Source organism: Bacillus tequilensis (genome assembly GCF_012225885.1).
Classification (GTDB): Bacteria; Bacillota; Bacilli; order Bacillales; family Bacillaceae; genus Bacillus; species Bacillus tequilensis.
On record NZ_CP048852.1, the window covers coordinates 1,096,666 to 1,119,143 of the forward strand.

The 22,478-nt window shown below is 47.2% G+C and carries 27 protein-coding genes, 1 pseudogene and 1 riboswitch; of the genes and pseudogenes, 11 read left to right on the forward strand and 17 right to left on the reverse strand.

What is annotated here, in order from left to right:
* Positions 1-2: 2 nt before the first annotated feature.
* Complete coding sequence (locus G4P54_RS05760) at positions 3-512, reverse strand: DinB family protein (protein WP_167872064.1); 510 nt, start codon at positions 510-512, stop codon at positions 3-5.
* A 49-nt stretch (positions 513-561) separates the two neighbouring features.
* Positions 562-1,212 carry a LysE family transporter gene (locus G4P54_RS05765; protein ID WP_205781569.1) on the reverse strand — a complete coding sequence of 217 codons (651 nt, stop codon included), beginning with the start codon at positions 1,210-1,212 and terminating at the stop codon, positions 562-564.
* Positions 1,213-1,291: 79 nt separating this feature from the next.
* Here G4P54_RS05765 and G4P54_RS05770 point away from each other — a divergent pair, with 79 nt between their 5' ends.
* Complete coding sequence (locus tag G4P54_RS05770) at positions 1,292-2,743, forward strand: aminotransferase-like domain-containing protein (protein ID WP_167872066.1); 1,452 nt, start codon at positions 1,292-1,294, stop codon at positions 2,741-2,743.
* Between the two features lie 7 nt (positions 2,744-2,750).
* Here the strand turns inward: G4P54_RS05770 and G4P54_RS05775 are convergent, their stop codons facing one another.
* Positions 2,751-3,389, reverse strand: coding sequence for a pentapeptide repeat-containing protein (locus tag G4P54_RS05775; protein ID WP_167872067.1), 639 nt, complete (start codon positions 3,387-3,389; stop codon positions 2,751-2,753).
* A 203-nt stretch (positions 3,390-3,592) separates the two neighbouring features.
* Here G4P54_RS05775 and G4P54_RS05780 point away from each other — a divergent pair, with 203 nt between their 5' ends.
* The gene (locus G4P54_RS05780) at positions 3,593-4,399 is read left to right on the forward strand and encodes an alpha/beta fold hydrolase (protein ID WP_167872068.1); all 807 of its coding nucleotides are present in this window, start codon (positions 3,593-3,595) and stop codon (positions 4,397-4,399) included.
* A gap of 27 nt (positions 4,400-4,426) precedes the next feature.
* Here G4P54_RS05780 and cysC read toward each other — a convergent pair whose 3' ends face one another.
* The 3 genes from cysC to G4P54_RS05795 form a co-directional block, all read right to left on the reverse strand.
* Positions 4,427-5,026, reverse strand: coding sequence for an adenylyl-sulfate kinase (gene cysC, locus G4P54_RS05785; protein WP_024712975.1), 600 nt, complete (start codon positions 5,024-5,026; stop codon positions 4,427-4,429).
* On the reverse strand, positions 5,023-6,192 hold the full coding sequence (sat, locus tag G4P54_RS05790) for a sulfate adenylyltransferase (RefSeq protein ID WP_167872069.1): 1,170 nt from the start codon (positions 6,190-6,192) through the stop codon (positions 5,023-5,025). The genes cysC and sat overlap by 4 nt, the downstream gene beginning before the upstream one ends.
* Before the next feature lie 76 nt (positions 6,193-6,268).
* Positions 6,269-6,982, reverse strand: a complete 714-nt coding sequence (locus G4P54_RS05795) for a phosphoadenylyl-sulfate reductase (protein WP_024712977.1) — start codon at positions 6,980-6,982, stop codon at positions 6,269-6,271.
* Between the two features lie 185 nt (positions 6,983-7,167).
* On the opposite strand from G4P54_RS05795, the gene G4P54_RS05800 reads away from it, so the two are divergent.
* Both G4P54_RS05800 and G4P54_RS05805 read left to right on the forward strand, forming a co-directional pair.
* The gene (locus G4P54_RS05800; protein ID WP_167872070.1) at positions 7,168-7,854 is read left to right on the forward strand and encodes a 2-phosphosulfolactate phosphatase; all 687 of its coding nucleotides are present in this window, start codon (positions 7,168-7,170) and stop codon (positions 7,852-7,854) included.
* Positions 7,851-8,609 carry a phosphosulfolactate synthase gene (locus G4P54_RS05805; RefSeq protein ID WP_024712979.1) on the forward strand — a complete coding sequence of 253 codons (759 nt, stop codon included), beginning with the start codon at positions 7,851-7,853 and terminating at the stop codon, positions 8,607-8,609. Before G4P54_RS05800 ends, G4P54_RS05805 begins: the two co-directional genes overlap by 4 nt.
* Positions 8,610-8,653: 44 nt before the next feature.
* Here the strand turns inward: G4P54_RS05805 and G4P54_RS05810 are convergent, their stop codons facing one another.
* The 7 genes from G4P54_RS05810 to G4P54_RS05840 all read right to left on the reverse strand — a co-directional run bounded on the left by G4P54_RS05810 (position 8,654) and on the right by G4P54_RS05840 (position 15,931).
* Positions 8,654-9,283, reverse strand: coding sequence for a YitT family protein (locus tag G4P54_RS05810; RefSeq protein ID WP_167872071.1), 630 nt, complete (start codon positions 9,281-9,283; stop codon positions 8,654-8,656).
* A gap of 97 nt (positions 9,284-9,380) precedes the next feature.
* Complete coding sequence (locus tag G4P54_RS05815) at positions 9,381-10,496, reverse strand: mandelate racemase/muconate lactonizing enzyme family protein (RefSeq protein ID WP_167872072.1); 1,116 nt, start codon at positions 10,494-10,496, stop codon at positions 9,381-9,383.
* Positions 10,497-10,504: 8 nt separating this feature from the next.
* Complete coding sequence (locus G4P54_RS05820; RefSeq protein WP_167872073.1) at positions 10,505-11,773, reverse strand: MFS transporter; 1,269 nt, start codon at positions 11,771-11,773, stop codon at positions 10,505-10,507.
* A 111-nt stretch (positions 11,774-11,884) separates the two neighbouring features.
* Complete coding sequence (locus G4P54_RS05825) at positions 11,885-12,742, reverse strand: GNAT family N-acetyltransferase (protein WP_167872074.1); 858 nt, start codon at positions 12,740-12,742, stop codon at positions 11,885-11,887.
* 4 nt (positions 12,743-12,746) lie between these two features.
* Positions 12,747-13,196: a GNAT family N-acetyltransferase gene (locus G4P54_RS05830; protein WP_167872075.1), complete on the reverse strand. Its 450-nt coding sequence runs from the start codon at positions 13,194-13,196 to the stop codon at positions 12,747-12,749.
* Between the two features lie 90 nt (positions 13,197-13,286).
* The gene (locus G4P54_RS05835) at positions 13,287-15,125 is read right to left on the reverse strand and encodes a bifunctional homocysteine S-methyltransferase/methylenetetrahydrofolate reductase (protein WP_167872076.1); all 1,839 of its coding nucleotides are present in this window, start codon (positions 15,123-15,125) and stop codon (positions 13,287-13,289) included.
* 90 nt (positions 15,126-15,215) lie between these two features.
* Positions 15,216-15,333: riboswitch (SAM riboswitch) on the reverse strand.
* Positions 15,334-15,439: 106 nt separating this feature from the next.
* On the reverse strand, positions 15,440-15,931 hold the full coding sequence (locus G4P54_RS05840; protein ID WP_024712986.1) for a YajQ family cyclic di-GMP-binding protein: 492 nt from the start codon (positions 15,929-15,931) through the stop codon (positions 15,440-15,442).
* A gap of 98 nt (positions 15,932-16,029) precedes the next feature.
* Here G4P54_RS05840 and G4P54_RS05845 point away from each other — a divergent pair.
* A pseudogene (locus tag G4P54_RS05845) lies at positions 16,030-16,927 on the forward strand (CvfB family protein).
* Between the two features lie 103 nt (positions 16,928-17,030).
* Positions 17,031-17,321, forward strand: coding sequence for a DUF3784 domain-containing protein (locus G4P54_RS05850; RefSeq protein WP_167872077.1), 291 nt, complete (start codon positions 17,031-17,033; stop codon positions 17,319-17,321).
* Positions 17,322-17,365: 44 nt separating this feature from the next.
* Here the strand turns inward: G4P54_RS05850 and G4P54_RS05855 are convergent, their stop codons facing one another.
* A complete protein-coding gene (locus tag G4P54_RS05855; protein ID WP_167872078.1) occupies positions 17,366-18,217 on the reverse strand; it encodes a DegV family protein in 852 nt (283 codons plus the stop codon).
* A 137-nt stretch (positions 18,218-18,354) separates the two neighbouring features.
* Here G4P54_RS05855 and G4P54_RS05860 point away from each other — a divergent pair, with 137 nt between their 5' ends.
* Together G4P54_RS05860 and G4P54_RS05865 are read left to right on the forward strand one after the other, a co-directional pair.
* Positions 18,355-19,197, forward strand: coding sequence for a YitT family protein (locus tag G4P54_RS05860; protein WP_167872079.1), 843 nt, complete (start codon positions 18,355-18,357; stop codon positions 19,195-19,197).
* Positions 19,198-19,214: 17 nt separating this feature from the next.
* Complete coding sequence (locus G4P54_RS05865; RefSeq protein WP_338083794.1) at positions 19,215-19,670, forward strand: BsuPI-related putative proteinase inhibitor; 456 nt, start codon at positions 19,215-19,217, stop codon at positions 19,668-19,670.
* A 31-nt stretch (positions 19,671-19,701) separates the two neighbouring features.
* On the opposite strand, the gene G4P54_RS05870 is transcribed toward G4P54_RS05865, so the two are convergent.
* From G4P54_RS05870 to yitU, 3 genes are all read right to left on the reverse strand, one after another.
* On the reverse strand, positions 19,702-19,899 hold the full coding sequence (locus tag G4P54_RS05870) for a DUF3813 domain-containing protein (RefSeq protein ID WP_003233010.1): 198 nt from the start codon (positions 19,897-19,899) through the stop codon (positions 19,702-19,704).
* Entirely contained in the window at positions 19,900-20,052 is a 153-nt protein-coding gene (locus tag G4P54_RS05875; RefSeq protein ID WP_167872080.1) for a hypothetical protein, read from the reverse strand.
* A gap of 103 nt (positions 20,053-20,155) precedes the next feature.
* Positions 20,156-20,968 carry a 5-amino-6-(5-phospho-D-ribitylamino)uracil phosphatase YitU gene (gene yitU, locus G4P54_RS05880; RefSeq protein ID WP_167872081.1) on the reverse strand — a complete coding sequence of 271 codons (813 nt, stop codon included), beginning with the start codon at positions 20,966-20,968 and terminating at the stop codon, positions 20,156-20,158.
* Positions 20,969-21,088: 120 nt separating this feature from the next.
* Between yitU and G4P54_RS05885 the strand changes: the two genes are divergently transcribed.
* From G4P54_RS05885 to G4P54_RS05895, 3 genes are all read left to right on the forward strand, one after another.
* Entirely contained in the window at positions 21,089-21,856 is a 768-nt protein-coding gene (locus tag G4P54_RS05885; protein ID WP_024714083.1) for a prolyl oligopeptidase family serine peptidase, read from the forward strand.
* 64 nt (positions 21,857-21,920) lie between these two features.
* Entirely contained in the window at positions 21,921-22,229 is a 309-nt protein-coding gene (locus G4P54_RS05890; protein ID WP_014663505.1) for a metal-sulfur cluster assembly factor, read from the forward strand.
* Positions 22,230-22,297: 68 nt separating this feature from the next.
* Positions 22,298-22,468 (forward strand): YqaE/Pmp3 family membrane protein, encoded by a 171-nt coding sequence (locus G4P54_RS05895; protein WP_032681906.1) that lies wholly within the window; start codon positions 22,298-22,300, stop codon positions 22,466-22,468.
* Positions 22,469-22,478: the final 10 nt, after the last annotated feature.

The following is a 22,478-nucleotide window of genomic DNA, read 5'->3' on the forward strand; positions in this document are numbered from 1 at the left end:
GGTCAGCCCTTGCTTTCATTCTTTTCATATAAATAAAATACATAATCAGTAGGCACGCCTGAATGGCCAAGCTGCCTCAGCATGGCGGTCACATTCCCTCTGTGATAAGTGCCGTGATTGACAACATGCTGGATGGTGTCTGTATAGGTTGATTCAAGTGTCCCGAGTTTTGGATGCTGCATGGAGAAGGTCTGCTCTAAGTCCGTCTGGCGGCTGAAGAAATCATGATACTGTGGCACCAACTCGGCGGCGTGCTGTTTAATCGCTGCCATATTACCTTTCGCGGACTCAAATTTGCCTGCGCTGTCTATAATCTCTTGGTAGGCTGATCCGGAAAGAATGTTCAGCCAAAAGTAGTCAGCTCTGCACATATGAAGCAGCACGTCACTGACAGAAGAAAATACGCTCTTTACTTCTTGATAAGCCGTTTCTTCCGGCAGTTTTTCGATATGGTGAAAGATTCGCTCGTTTGCCCAAGAATGATAGTCATATAACTGTTTTGCATCAGTCATCAGCATTGCCTCCTTTTCTAAGACATTCGCTGTCTCAATTGTTATTCCTTTAATTGCTGAAAAGAGACACCACGAAATACCCTGCTGCAGCCCACATCACCACCGCAGAGCATTTGTTTACGATCTGCATAAGCCTGCCGCTCGTATCTATCGTCTGAAACAGCCGCCCCGCTATCGCTAGACTGATAAACCAAATCCAAGAGACAGCGATGCAGGCAGCCATAAAGAGCCATTTCTCAAGCCCGGAATAGTTGAGCGAGCTCGTGCCGATGACGCCGATCGTGTCCAGAATAGCGTGCGGGTTTAAAAGAGAAACGGCGGCCGCAAACGCAGCTTGCTTTTTAGCTGTGAACGTATTTTTCTCATTTTGATTTGCTTTCGGACGGCTGTTCCAAGTTATCCAGCCCATATAAAGCAAAAACAAAAATCCCCCGGCCATCATTATCGTTTCAAAAATAGGCGTTTGCTGCACAATGACTGATACACTCGAAACGGCTAAAACGATTAACAGGGTATCGCAGACGGAAGCGCTGATCACGGCGGGGAGTGCCAGCCAAATATGCCTTTGCCACGCGCCTTGCTGAAAAATAAATACATTCTGCACCCCCAGCGGCAAAATTAAGCCAAACGCAAGCACAGCTCCATGAATGATTGCATTCATGCTGAAAAAACTCCCTTCATATCTGTTTTTTTCAATCATAAGGGAGATTGTTTCCTAAGTCTCCAGCCATTTGGTTGGGATTAGACCCAGCCAAATGTATAATGTGAAAAAAGGAGGCATGACCATGTCGCAGTGGCAGCCAAGCCGAAGGTCGGATGTTCCGCTCCATCGGCAGATCGAACAATACATAAAAGACAAAATCCTTCACGGAGAGTGGGCTGTGGGGACGAAAATCCCTTCACAGAGAACGCTGGCCGACATCTTTCAAGTCAACCGCAGCACAGTGACTGCAGCCATTGATGAACTCACGTCTCAAGGCCTGTTAGAGGGGAGAAGAGGAGGCGGCACGAAGGTTGTAAACAGTACGTGGAGCATGCTGGCAGCTGAGCCTCCCCTTGACTGGAGCGATTACGTCCATGCAGGCATTCATCACCCTAATTCTTCAATCATTCAAGCTATTAATCAAAACGAACCAAGAGCGGATATCATCAGATTAGGCACAGGAGAGCTTTCGCCGGATCTGCTGCCTGCTGAAAAAATACGCCGGATGTTTCAGCAGATCAATCCGCCCGACCTGTCTTTAGGATATGAGCAGCCGAAAGGAAATCTTAAGCTGAGGGAGGCGGTGGCAGACCATTTAAAAGGCAAGCAGGTCCATGTATCACCGTCATCGATTTTAATTGTGTCCGGTGCGCTTCAGGCGCTTCAGCTCATCTCAATCGGACTTTTGAAACGGGGATCTGTCATTTTGACTGAAAAACCTTCTTATCTTCAATCTTTGTATGTGTTTCAATCAGCGGGTATGCGGCTTCGCGGCTTGCCGATGGATGAAGAAGGAATGAAGGCGGGGCTTGTTTCTTCTTACCGAAAACAATACGGAGGACAGCTGCTTTACACGAATCCGTCGTTTCATAATCCGACAGGCACCGTTATGTCAGAGCAGCGAAGGAAAGAGATCATCAGCCTGTCAAAAAAAGAGCAGCTGCCCATCATTGAGGATGATGCGTACGGTGATTTATGGTTTGAAGAAAAACCGCCGCAGCCGTTGAAAGCAATGGATCATGAGGGCAATATTCTGTATCTGGGTACGTTTTCAAAAACGGTCAGCCCAGGCCTGCGAATTGGCTGGCTTGCCGGTCCGGAGCCGGTTATGGAAAGGCTGGCGGACATTAAAATGCAGACAGACTACGGATCAAGCGGCCTGTCCCAGTGGGCGACGGCTGAGTGGCTGTCACAGGGGTATTATGAAGATCATCTGACTTGGGTACGCAGGGTGCTCAAACAAAGGAGAGACGCCGCTGTTCATTTTCTCGAGCGGTATGCGGGTGACATCGCCTCGTGGCGGATTCCCGCCGGCGGCTTTTATATTTGGGTGACGTTTCATAAAACCTTGCCTGTCAGCCGTTTCTTTTATGAATTGCTGAAACGGCAGGTGCTTGTGAATCCCGGTTCCATTTATGACGGTGAAGACCGAAACAGCATCAGGCTCTCATATTCCTATGCATCTCTTAGCGATTTGGAAACGGGCATTAAAGCGGCAGCCGAGACAGCACGCCGCCTGATGTCCTAAGCATTTGTTATACAATGACAGCTCCCAGCGCTCTGGCGAAAGCAATCGCATGCTCCGGCGCGATTTTGCAGCCTTTCAATTTGTCGAGGGAGACATGTAGCTGTTCAAAGCGGCACGTGCTGATGTCCATGTTTTGAAGAGACGTTCCGGAAAAGTTCGCGCCTTCCAGCTCGCACCCGTCAAAGTGTGTGTGCTGGAGCGCCATATTGCTGCACTCACTTTGCATAAGAGCACAGTGCTCAAAGCGAACTTGTTTCATATTTGAGTACGAAAATGAACTGAAATGTCCGTGGCACTCCTCGAATGAAACATTCCGCAGCGTTGATTCCGCCAAATTCATTCCAACCATTTTTGACTGTTTAACTGAAGTTCTGTGAATGACAGCTCCGCTGAAATCTGAGTTTGACAGATCACATTTTTCAAAGATCACATCAGTCAGCTCCATATGCCGGAAAGACACATCGATAAACATGACATTTTTGAAAACCGTTTTTTCCACACAAAGTCTGTCGATATCTTCGCCGCAGATTGTACAATCTTCAAACAAACGCATGCTGACCACATCGTCCTGCGTCGCGGTTTCCTGAAAATCTGCGGTTTGCAGATTTTCAGGTATGCTCGGTTTTTGAATGGCTATTTTATTCATATGATGACATCCTTTACTGCCCGAAAACCAAAAGCCTCCGGGAACAATTAAATAAATCGTTATAGAGATTGATACATATAGTAAATCGTAAAGAACCTTTTCTTGAGACAGCAGCCCGCTTGTTTTGTAAGCATAAATGGAAAGATTCCTGTACGTCAAGACGTTTTAAGCCGGGAAAGAAAAGGGAACAGGAGGAATGCGGAATGGGGCATTACGTCAAAACCGAGGAGCATGTGACACTGTTTGTAGAGGATATCGGACACGGAAGGCCGATCATCTTTTTGCACGGGTGGCCGCTGAATCATAAGATGTTTGAATATCAAATGAATGAGCTTCCGAAAAGAGGTTTCCGTTTCATTGGCGTTGATTTACGTGGATATGGGCAATCTGACCGCCCGTGGGAAGGCTACGATTATGATACGATGGCCGATGACGTGAAGGCTGTCATTTATACGCTGCAGCTTGAGAACGCGGTTCTTGCCGGGTTTTCAATGGGCGGCGCTATTGCCATCCGTTATATGGCAAGACATGAAGGAGCCGATATTGGCAAGCTGATTTTATTGTCTGCAGCGGCGCCCGCATTTACAAAACGCCCGGGTTATCCATACGGAATGAGGAAGCAGGATATTGACGATATGATTGAACAATTTAAAACGGATCGGCCGAAAACACTGGCTGATTTAGGGACACAGTTTTTTGAGAAAAAAGTGTCTCCGGAGCTCAGGCTGTGGTTTCTTAATCTGATGCTGGAGGCTTCCTCTTACGGGACGATCCACTCGGGCATTGCATTAAGAGACGAGGATCTCAGAAAGGATCTTGCGTCAATCCAGGTTCCGGCGCTGATTCTCCACGGAAGAAAGGATAAAATTGCGCCATTTGATTTTGCGAAAGAATTAAGGCGCGGCATCAAACACTCGGAATTGGTTCCATTTGTAAACAGCGGGCACGGGGCTTTTTATGAAGAAAAAGAGAAGATCAGCAGTTTGATTGCGCAGTTTGCCGGATCATAAGAAAAAACCCGATATGGCTCGGGTTTTTTATATGATTCCTTTGCTTTGCAGTTCACTAATGATCAAATCAGCTCCAGCCGAAATAGATGTCTGGTCTGACTCAATGATGAAATCGGGTGAAAGCGGCTGTTCGTACGGAGAATCGATCCCGGTGAAATGTTTGATCTCTCCGTTTCGCGCTTTTTGATAAAGTCCTTTCGGATCGCGCTCTTCACACACATGCAGCGGGCACTTCACATAAATTTCGAAGAATTCCCCTTCAGGAAAGAGGGCTCTGACCATGTTGCGGTCCTCTCTGAATGGAGAAATAAAAGCCGTTAAAATCATTTGCCCGCTGTCAACAAACAGCTTCGCCACTTCTCCGATGCGGCGGATGTTTTCAATCCTGTCTTCAGTCTGGAAACCAAGATCTTTGTTTAATCCGTGGCGGATATTATCACCGTCCAGCACATAGCTTTGAATGCCCATGCGGTAAAGCTTTTCATCAACAGCGTTGGCAAGCACTGATTTTCCTGAACCGGACAGCCCGGTAAACCAGAGGGCGCAGCTTTTATGTCCGTTTAAGGATTGTCTGTCAGACTTTGAGATGGAAGCGGTATGCCAAATGATGTTTGGATTGTGTGTCACTGTAATCCCCCGCTGTTTTGCTGGATGGCGACGGGCTGTTGATGAAGCCCCTTGATCAGCACGTTTGCGACCTCTGGCCGGCTGAATTCTTTAGGGGGCTTTTTGCCTTGGCGGAGAAGCTCCCTTACTTTTGTGCCTGATAAGTGGATATGGTCTCTTTGGCTGTGCGGACATGTTTTTGAAGTGCCCATGTTTCCGCATTTCCGGCAGTAAAAGCTGTGCTCGAAAAACAATGGCTTGATGCCGAGCTCCTCCTCAGTGAATGCTTGAAAAATATTTTGCGCGTCATAGGTTCCGTAATAGCTGCCGACCCCCGCATGATCACGGCCTACAATAAAATGGGTGCAGCCGTAATTTTTGCGGACGAGGGCATGGAAAATCGCTTCCCGCGGACCTGCATATCGCATGGCGGCAGGGAAAACTGACAGCATGACACGATCCTTTGGATAATAGTGATCAAGCAACACCAGGTAGCTCTCCATTCTGATATCGCTCGGGATATCGTCTGACTTCGTTTCACCCACAAGCGGATGAAGCAGCAGACCGTCGACCGTTTCTAACGCTGTTTTTTGAATGTATTCGTGCGCTCTGTGAACGGGGTTCCTGGTTTGAAAGCCGACAATCGTTTTCCACCCGAGTCTTTTAAAGGCCGCCCTTGTTTCTGCTGGTGCTGCATAAAACTGTTCGAAGGATTTGTCGGGAAGGCGGCTGACCGTGATAGGCCCTCCGATATAGTAATCCGGACGCGCCAGCAGTTTTTTCACGCCGGGATGGGCAGTGTCGTTTGTTTTAAAAACAGACAGTGCTTCTTGTGTTTTATCAGGCTGATAGATATCAGTGACTGTGATCATGCCGTAGGTGATGCCGTCTTTCACAAGCTTGATGCAATCGCCGGCAGACAGCTGTTTTGCTGTTTTTTCTCCGACAGGCAGCGTAATCGGCAGGCTCCATGGCAAGCCGTTTGCCAGCCTCATCTCTTTCACAACGGAATGATAATCCTTTTCTCCCAAAAAGCCTGTTAACGGGCTGTAGCCGCCGATCGCGATAAGCTCCAGGTCGCTCAGTGCAAGCTGATCCAGCTCTGCTTCGCACGTGCACCCCTCAAAATGGCATGCGGGATCGCAGCGGTTGATTAACACCCCTCCATGGGGCTCATTTCCATTCAACGCGTTCAACCTCCATTTTTACGTTTCCTTTGTTTTTCTGCGTCTGCTGAAAGCTTTTAAACAGGCACAAAGGCCATTATTCTTGATGCAGGCCGCATTCTGTTTTCTCACGTCCGGCCCACCTTCCAGCCCTTTCATCGTTCGGGTCCGAGGAAGGCAATGTGCACATTTCACAGCCTATGCTCGGATAATGTTGGTCGTGCAGTTTGTTATAAGGCAAATTGTGCAGGCGGATGTACGTCCAAACGTCATCCCATGTCCAGTGGATGAGCGGGCAAATTTTGATGAGCTTAAACTTCTGATCCAGATTCACATATTGAATATGCTTTCTCGTAGATGACTGTTCCCGGCGCAGCCCTGAAATCCAAGCTGTCATGCCGGACAGGTGCTTTTTCAGCGGCTCGATTTTCCGTAATTGGCAGCAGAGGTTCGGGTTATGCTTCCAAAGCTCTCCTCCGTATTGCGTCTCCTGTTCTTTTAAGCTTAGCTCAGGTTCGAGAAGCTGGATTGTAAATCCCGGATATCGCTCTTTGACGGTTTCGATCAGCTCGTATGTTTCCTGAAAATGCAGCCCTGTATCCAAAAAGATGATGTGGGCGTTTTTGCTGATTTTTGATATAAGGTCGAGAAGCACCATCCCTTCTGCGCCAAAGCTGCACGCGTACACAATCTTTTCCCCGTATGTTCGGTAAGCCCATTTCAGCACGTCGAGCTCATCGATCAATTGGTCCGTTATCTGTTTGGACAGTTTGTCGTTCCATGTGTCATATGTGATGATTTGTTCGTTCAACGTTTTCCCCCCGTTTGCATCTGCTTTTATGATCTATTGATCGAGTTATAGGCAGACTATTCATTTTTTGCATAAAGGTTCAGATTTTTGGATGCGGCACCCGGCTAAAATGAGGAGCGGAACCATTAAGAAACCGGCTGAATATGCTTTTAAGCAAAATGGTTTTTTGCCCAAGGAGAGGTAGTATGCCGATTGCCATTTACCAGGGGCATCATCATTCGCTTGCCCCGGCGGATATTAACATCGTCATTGATGTCATCAGAGCTTTTACAGTCGCCCATTATGCCTTTATCGGCGGGGCGAAAGAGATTTTATTGGCCGGAACAGCAAAGGAAGCTTTTAGGCTGAAAGACACTTATCCTGATTACGTATTGACGGGGGAGGAAAAGGGGGTCGGTATCAGCGGATTTGATTTAGACAATTCGCCAAAACGCATGGCGAAGCAGGATATGGGGGATAAGCGCCTGATTCAGAAAACAACTAACGGCGTCACAGCAGCATTAGGAGCGCTGAACGCCAAGCATCTGTTCGTGACCGGATTTTCCAACGCCAGAACAACGGCAGAGCATGTGAAAACGCTGGCTGGTGGGGATTGTATCATGAACATTGTCGCTTCCCATTCGTCAGGCGATGACGACGCGGCGTGTGCGGAGTATATAAAGGGCATTATTGAAGGGACGAACGAGGTAACGGCCGCGGAGGCGATTGAAAGAATCAAACGCTCCTCTGTTGCGGAGAAGTTTTTTGACCGCCGCCAGCCATTGTTTGATCCGGAAGACATAGCATACTGTACAAAAGAATTGCCGGGCGATTTTGTGATGAAAGTGAAACAAGACAGAGAAGTTCCAACGATTGAGAGGGTCAGAATATGAATGATTTTTCACTAGAATTGCCAGTGAGAACAAGCAAGCCAAGAGAAGCCGGTCAGACCATTTTAATTGATAACGGCTATCCCTTGCAATTTTTCAAGGATGTGATAGCCGGAGCATCCGACTATATTGATTTTGTGAAATTTGGCTGGGGCACATCATTACTTACGAAAGAACTCGAAACAAAAATCAGCGCGCTGAAAGAGCATGACATTAAATATTTCTTTGGCGGCACATTGTTTGAGAAGTATGTAAGCCAGAAAAAAGTGAATGAATTTCATCGGTACTGCACCTATTTCGGCTGTGAATATATTGAGATTTCAAACGGTACACTCCCGATGACGAATAAGGAGAAAGCGGCTTACATTGCAGATTTTTCCGATGAATTTATTGTGCTCAGCGAGGTGGGCAGCAAGGATGCGGAATTATCAAGCCGGCAAAGCTCTGAGGAATGGCTTGAGTATATCGTTGAGGATATGGAAGCGGGGGCGGAAAAAGTGATTACGGAGGCGAGAGAAAGCGGGACAGGAGGGATCTGTTCCAGCAGCGGGGATGTCAGGTTTCAAATTGTCGATGACATCATGTCCTCGGATATTGATATCACCAGGCTGATTTTTGAAGCGCCGAATAAAACGCTCCAGCAAGGATTTATTCAAAGGATCGGGTCGAATGTGAATCTGGCCAATATCCCATTTCACGATGCGATTGCGTTGGAGACGCTGCGCTTAGGGCTGAGATCCGATACGTTTTATTTGTAACACTGCGGCTGCGGGGCTCTCGCCGTGAAGAGAGCCTCTGTTTATTATTTTTTATGGCGGTACATAGGCGTGAGATAGGGGAGGGAGGTCAGACGGATGTTATAGATGAAGTCGATGACTCTTGTTGATATCACTTGACATATCAAGGCTTGAATCACAATGCCCCAAGCGATAATAGACGCGGTCACCATAAAAATAATGCAATTCATGATCAGCAGGATCGTTCCGGGATTCCCGCCGCGGTAAATGGAAATCATCAGAGCAAGGGCCCCGAATCCTCCGTTTGAAATTTTGTATTTGTATAAAAGCCCGATGCCGAGTCCCAATAACACAGCGCCGCTAGCCAGATCAAGCCACAGGTTTGATGTGATATCAGGAAAAACCGCATCAAAGATCAAGACCGAGACGGATGTAACCGTAATCGAAGCGAGGGTGCCGGTGAAAGTTCTCATCTCCAGCCATTTTAAAGCGGTAAAAAGCATCGACACATTCACAGCCCATACGGAAAAACCGTGGGGAATGTGAAACAGATAATGCAGCAGCACCGCAATACCTGCTGCTCCGCCAGTCGGAATATCGTGCGGAAATAAAAACAAGGACATGCCGAGTCCCTGTAATACGCCGCCTACGACAATCATAAACGTGAGTTTTGCTTTCATCAGCAGTTCAGCCATTACGTCATTTGCTCCTTTATGAAAAAGACTTGTCCGCTGTTTCCATTTTATGAGGCTGTCCATCATTTATGTCTGTAAATAAAAGAAATGGCCCAGCCTAATATGCTGAGCCATCCCACTTATAGCGATTGACGATCTCCATATTGATTTCTGAGCCGATGCCTTTTCCTTTCGGGATGTGCACTTTTCCCTTTGTAGGCTGAAGGCTGATGATATCTGTAAAAGGATTCTCCATGACGTCCCACTCGATTGGTTCAATTTGATTGTTCTCCATTTTAGACCATGGAGGCAGACAGGCTTGCGCAAATAGAGCATAGAGCCGTGAAAGCGACCCGTCATATGCGTGAGCGGACGCTCTGACACTGAAATAACGCGCGAGCTGGAGGCAGTCCCGAAACTCATCGATTCCGTTGGCATGCATGACATCAGGCTGAATGATATCCAAACAGCGCTGTGAAAGGAGGGGGGCAAATTGGGCCGCACCTTTCATATTTTCTCCGCCAGCAACAGGAACAGACAAACGGCTGCGCAGCAAAACGTAATCCTTTGGCTGATCAAAGGGCAAAGGCTCTTCAAGCCAGCTGATGTTCGTCCATTCAGTGAAATAGCGTTCCCATTTCATAGCTGTTGCGGCGTCGTAGCTTTGGTTTGCGTCCAGAATCAACATAACGGAGCTTGCGCCCGCATGCTGCAGCGCATTGATGTGCCGGACATCCTCTTCGAACGACATCCCGCCGATTTTGACTTTGATTTGCTTAAAGCCCTTTTTTAATTGAGCTTCAACATTGGAAACAGAACGGCTGATCCATTGCGGCTCGTCTGAATACGATTGAAATGAGGCGTATACAGGGATTTCTTCTCTGTACCGCCCGCCCCACAGTTCGCAAACTGAACAATCCGCCGCTTTGGCCGCGATTTCTGTCAGCGCCATGCTTACAGCGGAGGCCGCCCGCTGATGCCATTTTTGAATTGTGCGCACTAACGGCATGCGGCTGCCAGCCTGTTTTCCTAGAAGATACGGGATGATCCGTTTGGTAAAGCCGACATGGAGAGCCGGGAGCCAATCAACGCATTCGCCCCAGCCGTCAATCCCGCTTTCTGTGACAACTCTGATGAGATAGCAAGTTCGATATCGTTTAACCCCGTTCGCGTCTCCGTAGGGCTTTTCTAATCGGTGTAACAGCGGAAAGGTCTCAACCTGTACAATTTTCAAACTGGAAGCTACCTTTCCTCAGCAGGCTGAAGGCGATTGCCAGCCATTTTAGGTTCGTCTTTTTCTTTTGTTTCTTTTTTGTTTTGCTTCACATGGATCAGCAGGATCACGAGAATGCCGACAACAAGCGTCAAACCCGCAATGCTTAAAAACATGCCGGGTCTGGACCATTGCATCAGGCGGCCGAAAATCGGGGGCCCAATCGCCACCCCTAAGAAACGAACCGATCCGTACAGCGATGTCACAAATCCCCGTCTTTCTTTGCCGACAGCTCCGGTAATAAAGCTGTTTACACAAGGAAGAACCAGTCCTGATCCGATACTGCTCAGCACAAGAACACTAATAAAAAGCACGAGATTCTCAATGAAAGACAATGCCGCATAAGAAACGGTCATAAATGCCAACCCGAGTACGATCAGCTTTTTCATTAACGATTGCTTTTGCCCGATTTTGCTGCCGGTTGTATAAGACGTCACACACATGACCAAAAGCGGGATCGCCAAAATCAAGCCCTTTTTGACGCCATCGGTATCGTATGTTTTTTCAAGGACATCTGAAAGGTAAAAGAGAATGCCGAATAAAGTAAACAGACAGGTCGCTCCCGCTAAATAAGCGGTAAATAGCCATCTGCCTTCATGTTTAAAAACACTTAACAGCCCTTTCACATATTTTCCGATCGGGGGCGGTTCTTTTTCCTTTTTCTTTTCTTTAATAAAAATCCAAGTCAGCACGATCGAAATGATACAAAACACCGGAAAGGCAAAAAACGCGCCATACCAGACAAGCAGAGCGATCAGCGAGCCGATGATCGGAGAAAGCACTTTCCCCATGCCGTTTGAAGCTTCAACGAGGCCGAGTACCTTGCTTTCCTGGGCGCCTTTAAACAGATCCCCCGTCAGTGCCATGGCAATCGGGCCGGTCCCCGCCGCCCCGATTCCCTGGAGCGCCCGTCCTGCCATGACCCAAGGGTATGCATTGTCAAAAAAACCTGCCGCAAACCCGGCTAGCAAACCGCCGGCACCATACAAAATTAAGCAGGGAATAATGATGATTTTCCTTGAGAATCGGTCTGCGAGATAACCGACAATCGGAATCGCAAACGCTGCAATCAAGGAAAAAACGGTGATCACGAGACTGACTTGAAATTGTGATAAATGAAGTTCAGATTTCATTTTTGGCAAAATCGGAATAAGCATTGAGTTCCCAAGGGTTAATATTAAAGGGATTGAACCGATTGCAACAATCGTCATTCCGTTATTTTGTTTTGATGATTCCATCTCAGAGCACACTCCTTTTCTTCTGTTTAGAATGTCCCTGATAGCTTCGTTTATTCAACGTTCAGACAGCAAAAAACCGAACAGAAAATGCCTGTTCGGGAAAAAGGAGGGCTAACCGAGCGCCTGGGAAATCAATGCGTATAAGTGTCCATTTTGGCTGGGAAGCATCTTTTTCTGGTACAGCATAAGCGGCTGCGCTCTGACTGCGTGAAATCCCATTTCTGTCAGCCTGTCATGAAAAGATGTGTGTTCAGCCGGTATATCGATGCGCATCGGACCTTGAGTACCGGCGGCCAGCCTGTTCACGATTTGTGCAGCAATGTCTGATGAAGAGGCGATGATGGGGCCGAATTTCAAATTAGCTGGTGTCTGTACGGACAAACCGTAGCCAATCAGATGTCCGTCATTGTTTCTGGCGATGACGCATTCCTCTGAGGCGGAAATAAGCTGCTGCAAAAGGTTTGATCGATCTCCGCCAAAGGCTGCCAAATCGGCCGCGGCCAATTCTTGGAAGTCTTGTTTTCTAAAGGACGCCAGTTCAGCGTCAAGATCCTCTTGTGTTTCGATCCGGTGAAAGCTGTGACAGCCATATTTACGCACTGAACCCGCCGTATGAAAACCTGCTTTTTCATAAAGAGGCAAACCTTCTGTTGTGGAACAAAGCCTGATGGCCGTGTTTTCGTCGGTTCTGCTGAGGCACGCGCGGACCATCCGCCGCCCGAGACCGAGCCGTTTGTAATCTTTGTCCACGATAACGAGGCCGATAGAAGAAAGGCCGCCAAACAAAAATAAGCCGATGCAGGAAATGATGTCTCCGCTGATATTTTGATAACCGAAAAAGCGTCCTTGCCGGACAAGCAGTGTCAGTTCTTGTTCGCCATAATCAGGCCAATCGGCTTGCCTGCAAAGCCGCAATAATCCGGGGACATGTTCTTCATGAAGCTCAATCAGCTCATCCATTACGCCCATCAGATCACCTGCTTGTTCCGAGTGTTTTGTACATGGCGATATGAGTGCCAATGCCGGGAATGTCAAATGGCTCGCCAAGCTCCTCCCAGCCAAGCTTCGCGTAGTAGCCTTTGACGTGGTGTCTCGCATTGCACCAGACCGCCTGCACACCTCTATCTGCCAGGTTCTGCTCAGCGTATTTGATCAGCGTGCTGCCCGCTTTTTGATCACGATATTCTTCAAGTGTTGCCATGCCTCGCAGCCGATATGAAGGAGATTCTGTCAATAATGGCTGATTCTGTGGAGAAAAAGAAGCGATGCTGATTAGTGTTCCTTCATAAAACGCACCGAGATGAAAGGCGCCTTCCGCGTGATCCTGCTCAAATTTACATTGTTCGATGGATTGATGGGGACGCAGGATGCGGCGCCGGATGTCGTATGTATCTTCCGCAGGAATGGTTTTAACTTCGAGCATGATGTTCCTCCTTATAAACTGATTTTCTTTATCGTAACACGGATCAGTCAAATAAGGACCGCCCGATTGGTTCAGGCGGTCTTTCTGGTGTTAATGCAAGGATATATTTTGGCGCTGTTCATCTTTTTGCTGGATATACGAAGTGAGCTCAGCGGTTAAGTCTGATCTGAGAAAAGGCGTAATCAAATAGATGCCGTTAAACAGCTCGCATGCCGTATCCAATAAGGAACGTGCTATCGCAAGGCCTTCCGCTTTTTGTTTCTCTTTGTCTTCGCCGGCGAGGGCCATTTTTTCGCGAATTGAGTCAGACAGCTTTATTCCGGGAATTTCATTGTGAATGAATTCAGCATTTCTGCTGCTTGTGAGCGGCATAATGCCAATATAGATCGGCGTCTTCAAATGCTTTGTTTCGTTATGGATATCGACAAGCTGCTGCTCGGAGTAGACAGGCTGTGAAACAAAGTAATCGGCGCCGCAATCTATTTTTTTCTCCAGCCGTTTTACCGCTTTATCCAGATGGCGGACGTTAGGATTAAATGCGGCGGCGACTGAGAAATTCGTTTTCTTGCCAAGCGGCTTTCCAGACAGGGACAGCCCTTCATTAAACTGTTTGATCAGCCTGATTAAATCAAAGGATGTTAAATCATACACAGACGTCGCGCCCGGAAAATCCCCGATTTTTGAAGGGTCCCCCGTAATAGCCAGCACGTCATTCAGTCCCAATGTATCAAGGCCCATTAAATGGGACTGCAAGCCGATAATATTTCGGTCACGGCACGTAATATGGACAAGGGAGCGTATATCGAGCTGCTGCTTCACGAGGGCGCCGCAGGCAACATTGCTGATTCGCGGGGTCGCAAGGGAATTGTCCGCGAGTGTCAGGGCATCGACTCCCGCTTCCTTTAGTTCAGCAGCGGCGGACAGAAATTTATCAAAGCTCAATTTTTTCGGCGGGTCCAGCTCTACGATGATGGAGCGTTTTTCCGCCGCGATCTCGTTCAAGCCGGGCTCTGCCCGCTCGTGCTGAACAGAAATGAATTCCTTCGCCTGGGTTTTGACTTCTTTTTCCGTAATCGGTGCAAGCCCGCCAACCGCTTCCGCCATCGCCCGGATGTGATTCGGCGTAGTGCCGCAGCAGCCGCCGATCACCCGCGCGCCTTGCTTGCGGAATTCTGACGCGCTGTTTTGAAAATACGTGTCGTCTGTTTCATAGACGAGCCGGCCTTCTTCGAGCGAAGGAAGACTGCTGTTCGGATAAACTGATAAAAACACGTCATCAAAAATCGGCACTTCGCTGAGCGCTTCAATCATGTGATAAGGGCCTAGCCGGCAGTTAATGCCGACGATATCTGCCCCGAGATCCGCAATCGACCGCAATGCGTCAGAAAGCGGCGTTCCGTCCTGCAGCACGCCTTGCTCATGCATGGAGACATTGAGCATAATCGGAAGCCCGGTCTCTTTTCGGGCGATTTTCAGGACTTCACGGGCTTCTTCCAAATCATAATACGTTTCCAGCAGCAAGCCATCCGGCTCTTCGTGCAGCAGCAGGTACAGCTGCTCGCGAAAGCTGCGTTTGATTTCGTCAAGACTGTACGCATTTTTATTAAAGGTGCGGATGCCGCCCATTGTTCCAAGCACGTACGCATCGCCTGCTGAAGCCCGCGCAATCTTTACTGCCTCCTGATTCATTTTTTTAATATCATCCTCAAGTCCGTGTCTGGATAATTTAATATAATTAGCCCCGTACGTATTCGTTTGAATGATGTTGGCTCCCGCCTCAACGTACGCTTTATGTATGCGCTGAATTTCCTCCGGCTTTGAAATATTGAGCTCCTCAAAGCACCTGTCAATGCCATAGGAGTAGAGGAGTGTCCCCATGGCGCCGTCGCCGATTAACACCTTTTTCTGCAAATCTTCTAAAAGTCCCATTGTCTGCCTCCTTTATTCACATTCAGCAAGGAAAAAAGAGAAATAAAAAAAGTCCTCTTAAGAAGAAGACTTTGTCAGTGATTTTGTCTCTTCTTATCTTCCAAGCTGTTCGAGCTTGCTGGATTTAGCACCTTGGTCATGGCTGATCGCCATTACACCGGTTGCTGAAGCTTCGTCGGGCCAGTCCCTCTGCTTCTCTTGATAAGAACGGATATGAAGTTTTTGTGTTCGGGAAGTGCCAAAAGCTTCCTGACGTTTTCCCTTTCTCCAAATTTACCGAAAATAAAGACAATAATCAATAGGATTCAGAAAATTTATCTGAAATTTATAAATTGGACGTCAATCGGCAGATCTGCTCCTCGAACCGCTGTGATAATCTGCTGCAGGTCATCCTTGTTTTTTCCGGTGACGCGCACTTGATCATCCTGAACTTGTGACTTTACTTTCAGTCCGGAGTTCTTGATGATCGTATTGATTTTTTTGGCGTTGTCCTTGTCAATGCCTTGAACAAGCTTTGCGCGCTGGCGCACCGTTCCGCCAGAAGCGTTTTCAATCTTGCCGTATTCAATGTTTTTTGTCGGCACGTTTCGTTTGATCAATTTACCGACAAGCACATCTTTCAGCTGGCTTAATTTGAATTCATCATCAGAAACGAGGACAAGCTCTTCTTTATCTAAAGAAATATCACTTTTGCTTCCTTTAAAGTCATAGCGTGTGCTGATTTCCTTCAGAGCGATTTGGATCGCATTTTGCACTTCAGGCAATTCCACCTTGGATACAATATCAAATGAACTTTCTTTTGCCATATGAAAACCTCCATAACATTTAACTTATGTGTTGATTATAGTAGAATAAAGAGAAACTTCCAACAGAACAAAGAATCAATTTGTGATGATTGGAAAAAATGTTAACAGAATCCGCAGATAAACAAGCGGAACAGGAAGGGCGATAGCATGAGACCAGGGCAGCAATTAACCTTAAGTATAGATCATCAAACGGACTTCGGTTACTTTTTAACCGATGGAGAAGATACGATTCTCTTACATAACAGTGAAATAACTGAGGATATCGAAGACAGAGACGAGGTAGAGGTCTTTATATACGTCGACCAGCAGGAAAGGCTTGCGGCTACGATGAAAATTCCGGTCATCAGCGCTGATGAGTACGGCTGGGTCGAAGTGGTGGATAAAGTGGAAGATATGGGCGTTTTCGTTGATGTCGGTTTATCGAAGGACGCGCTTGTCGCAACTGAGCATTTGCCGCCATACGAAGATGTCTGGCCGCAAAAAGGGGATAAGCTTTACTGTATGCTGAAGGTGACGAACCGGGGGCGTATGTTTGCGAAACCTGCGCCGGAAGATATCATCAGCGAACTGTTTACCGACGCCTCAGAAGATCTGATGAATAAAGAGTTGACAGGTACGGTGTACAGATTGATCGCGACAGGTTCATTCGTCATCACGGACGACGGTATCCGATGCTTTATCCATCCTTCAGAAAGAAAAGAGGAGCCAAGACTCGGCTCAAGAGTCACGGGACGGGTGATTCAAGTGAAAGAAGACGGTTCAGTCAACTTGTCGCTGCTTCCGAGAAAACAGGATGCCATGTCTGTTGATGCCGAGTCCATTTTGACGTACATGAGAATGAGAAACGGCGCCATGCCGTACAGCGACAAAAGCCAGCCTGACGATATCAGAGAACGTTTTAACATGAGCAAAGCCGCCTTTAAACGCGCGCTCGGCCATTTGATGAAAAACGGAAAAGTGTATCAGGAAAACGGATGGACATATGAGAAAAAATAGAAGGCCTTAGCGCCTTCTATTTTTATATAAGCACTTCACAAATAAAATTCCGTTTCGTATCATGAGGGGAGACACGTCAGTTAGAGAGCAGGAGGGCAGGATCGTGGACATACGTATCAATATTTTATTGATCTTGATTGCGATGCTTTTCTTTTGGGTTGCTTATATGGCAGGAATAAAAAAACAGACATGGCTACTGTCCGGTTTCCAGGAGTCTCGGATACGTGACAAGGATCGTCTGGCTAGAATTGCGGGTTACTTTTTTCTGAATTCAGGAATATTTATTCTTTTAAACGGTTTTATTTCCTATCAGGGGCAAGATCAGCTGATACCTCCAATCATTCTGGCATATGGTGCAGGAGTCATCATTTATGTAAATAAAAGATTACGATAAAACCTCCAGCATTTATCAAATGACCTGGAGGTTTTTTTGTTTGCTCATTTTCTTAAGAAAAATATCGCCAATGCGCCCGGACCGGCGTGTGAGCCAACCGCAGAACCGATCGGATGCATGATGATTTCCTTCGGCTTGAACGCATCCTCAATCAAGTGTTTCATGTCAGCGGCTTTTTCTTCGTTCGCGGCGTAGCTGATCCCGACGGTTTGATTGTCCCAATGATCACCGCGTTCTTTCATCAGCTCGATGATCCGCTTGAAAAGTTTTTTCTGTCCGCGGATTTTTTCCAGAGGCACAAGCTTGCCGTCCTCCATCTGGAGCAGCGGTTTAATATTCAGCAAACCGCCGACGAAAGCAGACGTTTTGGAGATGCGGCCGCCTCTCGCAAGATATGTGAGATCATCCACGGTAAAAATGTGCTCAAGCTGTTCGCAAAAGTTCTTTACAGACGTTTCGATTTCTTGTATTGTATTCCCGTTGATACAGAGATCGGCAGCATGCCGGACAGCCAGGCCGTATCCTAATGAAGCGCATTTGGAATCAATGACCCGCAAATCGAAACCGGGGAATTCCTCCTTCACTTCATTGGCGATCATCACAGCTGTCTGATACGTGCCGGAGAGGCCTGAGGAAAAGGCAATGTAAAGAGCGGGATCACCTGTTTCGGCATATTGCAAAAACATATTTTTAATCGTTTGCGGTGAAGCTTGGGACGTCTTCGGCGTCTCTCCATTTTGCATCGCTTCAAATATTTGACCCGCATCAATCGTGACCGCATCTTCGAATTCTTTATCGCCGAGAGAAACTCTGAGCGGAATAAAGCCGATGCTGTTTTCTTCAAAATAAGAACGGGGCAGATCGGCTGCGCTGTCAGCGATGAGATGAACTGTCATATTGCTTCCCTTCTTTCCGTTATTGCTCGTTAACATGAGAGTTAAGCCAACTATATCATATTAATTTGTCAAAATCGTGTTCAAATATTTGTTTTAAGGGAAAACATAATAAAGAAGAAAGAGCGGAGGAACATGCCATGGTACTAGACCAAACAAAAAAATTACTCATCGTCATCATTGGCGCTTTGCTTAATGCGGCCGGGCTGAACTTATTTTTGATTCCGGCAGATGTATATGCCAGCGGCTTTACTGGTGTCGCCCAGCTTTTATCAAGTGTCGTTGATCAATATGCCCCCTTCTACATATCGACGGGAACGCTCTTGTTCCTCTTAAACATTCCGGTCGGTATTTTAGGATGGCTGAAGGTCGGCAAATCGTTTACGGTGTACAGCATATTAAGTGTCGGGCTGACTACAGTGTTTATGGGGATCCTGCCGGAAATGAGGCTGTCTCATGACATCCTGCTGAACGCGGTGTTCGGCGGTGTCATTTCCGCAGTCGGTATCGGTTTAACATTAAAATACGGCGCTTCGACAGGCGGGCTTGATATCGTCGCCATGGTGCTTGCAAAGTGGAAGGATAAACCCGTCGGCACGTATTTCTTCATTTTAAACGGGATTATCATCTTGACGGCAGGATTATTGCAAGGTTGGGAGAAAGCATTATATACCCTGGTTACACTGTATGTGACAACGAGGGTGATCGACGCCATTCACACTCGCCACATGAAGCTCACGGCAATGATCGTGACGAAAAAAGCGGACGAAATCAAGGAAGCCATTTACGGAAAAATGGTACGCGGCATCACAACTGTTCCGGCCAAGGGAGCCTTTACGAACGAACAGAAAGAGATGATGATTATCGTTATTACGAGGTATGAGCTGTACGATTTAGAGAAGATCGTCAAAGAAGTTGATCCGAAAGCATTTACGAACATTGTGCAAACGACAGGGATTTTTGGTTTCTTTAGAAAAGACTGACGAAAGCAGGTGGAGTCGTGAAACGGCTGCTTGTGATGCTCCTTCCCGTATTGCTTTTGATAGGCTGCGGGAAAGATGAGCAGACAGAACCCGATAAGGAGGTATCAGGCGGAATGGAGAATCAAGAGGTTGTTTTATCTGTTGACGCAATTCAGGAGCCTGAACAAATCAAGTTTAACATGTCGCTGAAGAACCAAAGCGAACGTGCTGTCGAGTTCCAATTCAGCACAGGACAAAAATTTGAACTTGTCGTGTATGATTCTGAGCACAAAGAAAGATACCGTTATTCGAAAGACAAAATGTTTACGCAGGCTTTTCAAAACCTGACGCTTGAACCCGGAGAAACATACGATTTCTCTGATGTGTGGAAGGAAGTCCCTGAGCCTGGAACCTATGAGGTGAAGGTGACATTTAAGGGCAGAGCGGAGCATCTCAAGCAGGTTCAGGCTGTTCAGCAGTTTGAAGTCAAATAAGAGGCTATGGCGTACCCGCCATAGCCTTTTTTTATTGCAGTTTGTCCAGCTGATTTTGAAATTGATGCAGCTGGCGACGTTCCGCATCTGTCGAATTGGCATACGCAGAAGATACAGCATTTTTGGCTCTCAGAATCGCTTGCTCCTGATCGCCTTCCTCAAAGCCGTTTGTCACCATGACAGCCTGTTGAACAAATGATTTAGCCTGCTGAAAGAGTTCGTTTCTCATTTAAAATTCAACCTGTCTTTCGGCCGAGTCTTGTGCCGCGGCATGCTGTTGAGCTTCTTCTAATGTAGACCGATATGGAAATCTTGCGGCGTGTAGCCCGATGGAGTCTTTACCCTGCTGAATAAACCTTTTGGATTTGCTTCGTTTACCCATTGTGAGATGCCCCCTTCCATACTTTGACGAGATGAGTCGTCTTCAATAGTATGGTGGTGCGAAGTAACGTTTATGAGTGGGAAAAATTAATACGGGCCGGTCTTTAAAGTGAGAAATATTCTTTCAAAAACCTTGCCACGCCGTCCTCTTCATTTGCAGCCGTTGTTCGGTCGGCAATCTGCTTGACCGCGTCAATTCCATTGCCCATCGCAACGCCGCAGCCTGCGAATTCAAGCATCTCCAAATCGTTATCTTCATCCCCGAAAGCAATGATCCGCTCGCTCGGCACGCCGTAATAATCGCTGATTTTCTGCAGGCCGACCGCTTTATTCATGCCGCTTTTAATAATTTCAATGACATGCCACGGCGCAGCCCATCTTCTATGGTCAATCACCTCGGCATGCACATCCGACAAATAGGAGCGTATGGCCGGCACATCTTCTTCTTTTGCGTGAATGAGGACAGACGTCACATCCTCACCGAGATTTTCCCGCAAGTCTCCGACCGTCACGTTCGTCGTATTCATGTTAAAGGCATCAATCAGGTGCTCGTCATGGTAATGAAAGTACACGTCGTCAATCACTTCAGCAAGCACATTATGTACGTTGTAGCTCTCGCTGATATCCACCAGCTGTTTAACAACATCAAGCGGCAGCGACGTATGATACCTTCCCCAGCTATCGTCCTGCGGATGATGGACAAAAGCTCCGTTAAAATTGACAATTGGCGTTGTCAGCTCCATCTGCTGGTAGTACATGGAACTTGAACGGTACGGACGCCCTGTTGCGATGCAGACATAATGCCCGTCATTTTTTAAGCGCTGTATCGTCCGAAGGGTGTTTTCTGATATGGTTTTATCATCCTTTAATAACGTTCCATCTAAATCTAATGCGATTACGTAGGGTTTTGTCTCCATGAAAAGCTCCTTTAACCTTAGATTTTGCTTGTTTTGCCTTACTTACAGTGTAGCTTTTTACCATCTTTATTGTCTACATGTTACACTTATGATTATGGTTATCCTAAGGAGGGGCACATTGTGATTCAAATTGAAAACCAAACCGTTTCCGGTATTCCGTTTTTACATATTGTGAAGGAAGAGAACAGGAACCGCGCTGTTCCTCTCGTGATGTTTATACATGGTTTTACAAGCGCGAAGGAACATAACCTTCATATTGCTTATCTGCTTGCGGAGAAAGGCTTCAGAGCCATTCTGCCGGAGGCTCTGCACCATGGCGAACGGGGAGAAGAGATGGCTGTTGAAGAGCTTGCCGGCCATTTTTGGGACATCGTGCTCAATGAGATTGAAGAGATCGGCGTACTCAAAACCCATTTTGAAAAAGAGGGCCTGATAGACGGCGGCCGCATCGGCCTCGCAGGCACATCAATGGGCGGCATCACAACGCTTGGCGCATTGACTGCTTATGATTGGATAAAAGCCGGCGTCAGCCTGATGGGAAGCCCGAACTATGTGGAGCTTTTTCAGCAGCAGATTGACCATATCAAATCTCAGGGCATTGATATCGATGTGCCGGAAGCAAAGGTGCAGGAGCTGGTGAAGCGTCTCGAATTGCGTGATCTCAGCCTCCAGCCGGACAAATTGCGACAGCGCCCGCTATTATTTTGGCACGGCGCAAAAGATAAAGTCGTGCCGTACGCGCCGACCCGGGCATTTTATGATACGATCAAATCCCATTACAGCGAGCAGCCGGAACGCCTCCAATTTATCGGAGATGAGAACGCCGATCATAAAGTCCCGCGAACAGCTGTGTTAAAAACGATTGAATGGTTTGATATGCATTTATAAAGCGTAAAGGTGTTAACACTGGCTGAATTTACGTTATACTGTAGAAAAAAAGGAGTGAGGGAACGTGGAAGAAGCATTAAAAGAAAACATCATGGGCGCCCTGGAACAGGTTGTCGACCCTGAGCTTGGCGTTGATATCGTGAATCTTGGCTTAGTATACGACGTTGATATGGATGAAGACGGCTTAACGCACGTGACGATGACACTGACATCAATGGGCTGCCCTTTAGCGCCGATTATCGTGGATGAAGTGAAAAAGGCGTTAGCGGACCTTCCTGAAGTGAAAGAGACAGAGGTTCACATTGTATGGAATCCGCCTTGGACAAGAGATAAAATGTCCAGATATGCGAAAATCGCACTTGGCATTCAATAAACAAAACAAAAGAGGACAGCCTGACATGCGAGGCTGTCCTTTTTTACCGCTGAAAGAGGTGAAAGGAAATGATGTACCTGCTGGCTGTTTTATGCCCGCCGCTCGCTGTATTGTTTTCGGGAAAACCGTTTCAGGCTTTGCTAAATCTCATCTTGACCTGTATTTTTTGGCTGCCGGGCGCGATTCACGCTTGCTTTATCGTCGCCGACCGCCGCGCCGAAAAACGCTCAAGGAGATAATTCAGAAAAA

Excerpts from the sequence above, each read along its gene's own strand:
- G4P54_RS05760 (WP_167872064.1), bottom strand. The coding sequence starts at position 512 with ATGACTGATGCAAAACAGTTATATGACTATCATTCTTGGGCAAACGAG.
- G4P54_RS05870 (WP_003233010.1), bottom strand. The coding sequence starts at position 19,899 with ATGAGAAACGAACTCTTTCAGCAGGCTAAATCATTTGTTCAACAGGCT.
- G4P54_RS05825 (WP_167872074.1), bottom strand. The coding sequence starts at position 12,742 with ATGGGCGTAATGGATGAGCTGATTGAGCTTCATGAAGAACATGTCCCC.
- G4P54_RS05805 (WP_024712979.1), top strand. The coding sequence starts at position 7,851 with ATGAATGATTTTTCACTAGAATTGCCAGTGAGAACAAGCAAGCCAAGA.
- G4P54_RS05835 (WP_167872076.1), bottom strand. The coding sequence starts at position 15,125 with ATGGGACTTTTAGAAGATTTGCAGAAAAAGGTGTTAATCGGCGACGGC.
- G4P54_RS05770 (WP_167872066.1), top strand. The coding sequence starts at position 1,292 with ATGACCATGTCGCAGTGGCAGCCAAGCCGAAGGTCGGATGTTCCGCTC.
- G4P54_RS05895 (WP_032681906.1), top strand. The coding sequence starts at position 22,298 with ATGATGTACCTGCTGGCTGTTTTATGCCCGCCGCTCGCTGTATTGTTT.
- yitU (WP_167872081.1), bottom strand. The coding sequence starts at position 20,968 with ATGGAGACAAAACCCTACGTAATCGCATTAGATTTAGATGGAACGTTA.
- G4P54_RS05820 (WP_167872073.1), bottom strand. The coding sequence starts at position 11,773 with ATGGAATCATCAAAACAAAATAACGGAATGACGATTGTTGCAATCGGT.
- G4P54_RS05800 (WP_167872070.1), top strand. The coding sequence starts at position 7,168 with ATGCCGATTGCCATTTACCAGGGGCATCATCATTCGCTTGCCCCGGCG.
- G4P54_RS05765 (WP_205781569.1), bottom strand. The coding sequence starts at position 1,212 with ATGATTGAAAAAAACAGATATGAAGGGAGTTTTTTCAGCATGAATGCA.
- G4P54_RS05775 (WP_167872067.1), bottom strand. The coding sequence starts at position 3,389 with ATGAATAAAATAGCCATTCAAAAACCGAGCATACCTGAAAATCTGCAA.
- G4P54_RS05860 (WP_167872079.1), top strand. The coding sequence starts at position 18,355 with ATGGTACTAGACCAAACAAAAAAATTACTCATCGTCATCATTGGCGCT.
- G4P54_RS05840 (WP_024712986.1), bottom strand. The coding sequence starts at position 15,931 with ATGGCAAAAGAAAGTTCATTTGATATTGTATCCAAGGTGGAATTGCCT.
- G4P54_RS05875 (WP_167872080.1), bottom strand. The coding sequence starts at position 20,052 with ATGGGTAAACGAAGCAAATCCAAAAGGTTTATTCAGCAGGGTAAAGAC.
- G4P54_RS05830 (WP_167872075.1), bottom strand. The coding sequence starts at position 13,196 with ATGCTCGAAGTTAAAACCATTCCTGCGGAAGATACATACGACATCCGG.
- G4P54_RS05855 (WP_167872078.1), bottom strand. The coding sequence starts at position 18,217 with ATGACAGTTCATCTCATCGCTGACAGCGCAGCCGATCTGCCCCGTTCT.
- G4P54_RS05780 (WP_167872068.1), top strand. The coding sequence starts at position 3,593 with ATGGGGCATTACGTCAAAACCGAGGAGCATGTGACACTGTTTGTAGAG.
- G4P54_RS05810 (WP_167872071.1), bottom strand. The coding sequence starts at position 9,283 with ATGGCTGAACTGCTGATGAAAGCAAAACTCACGTTTATGATTGTCGTA.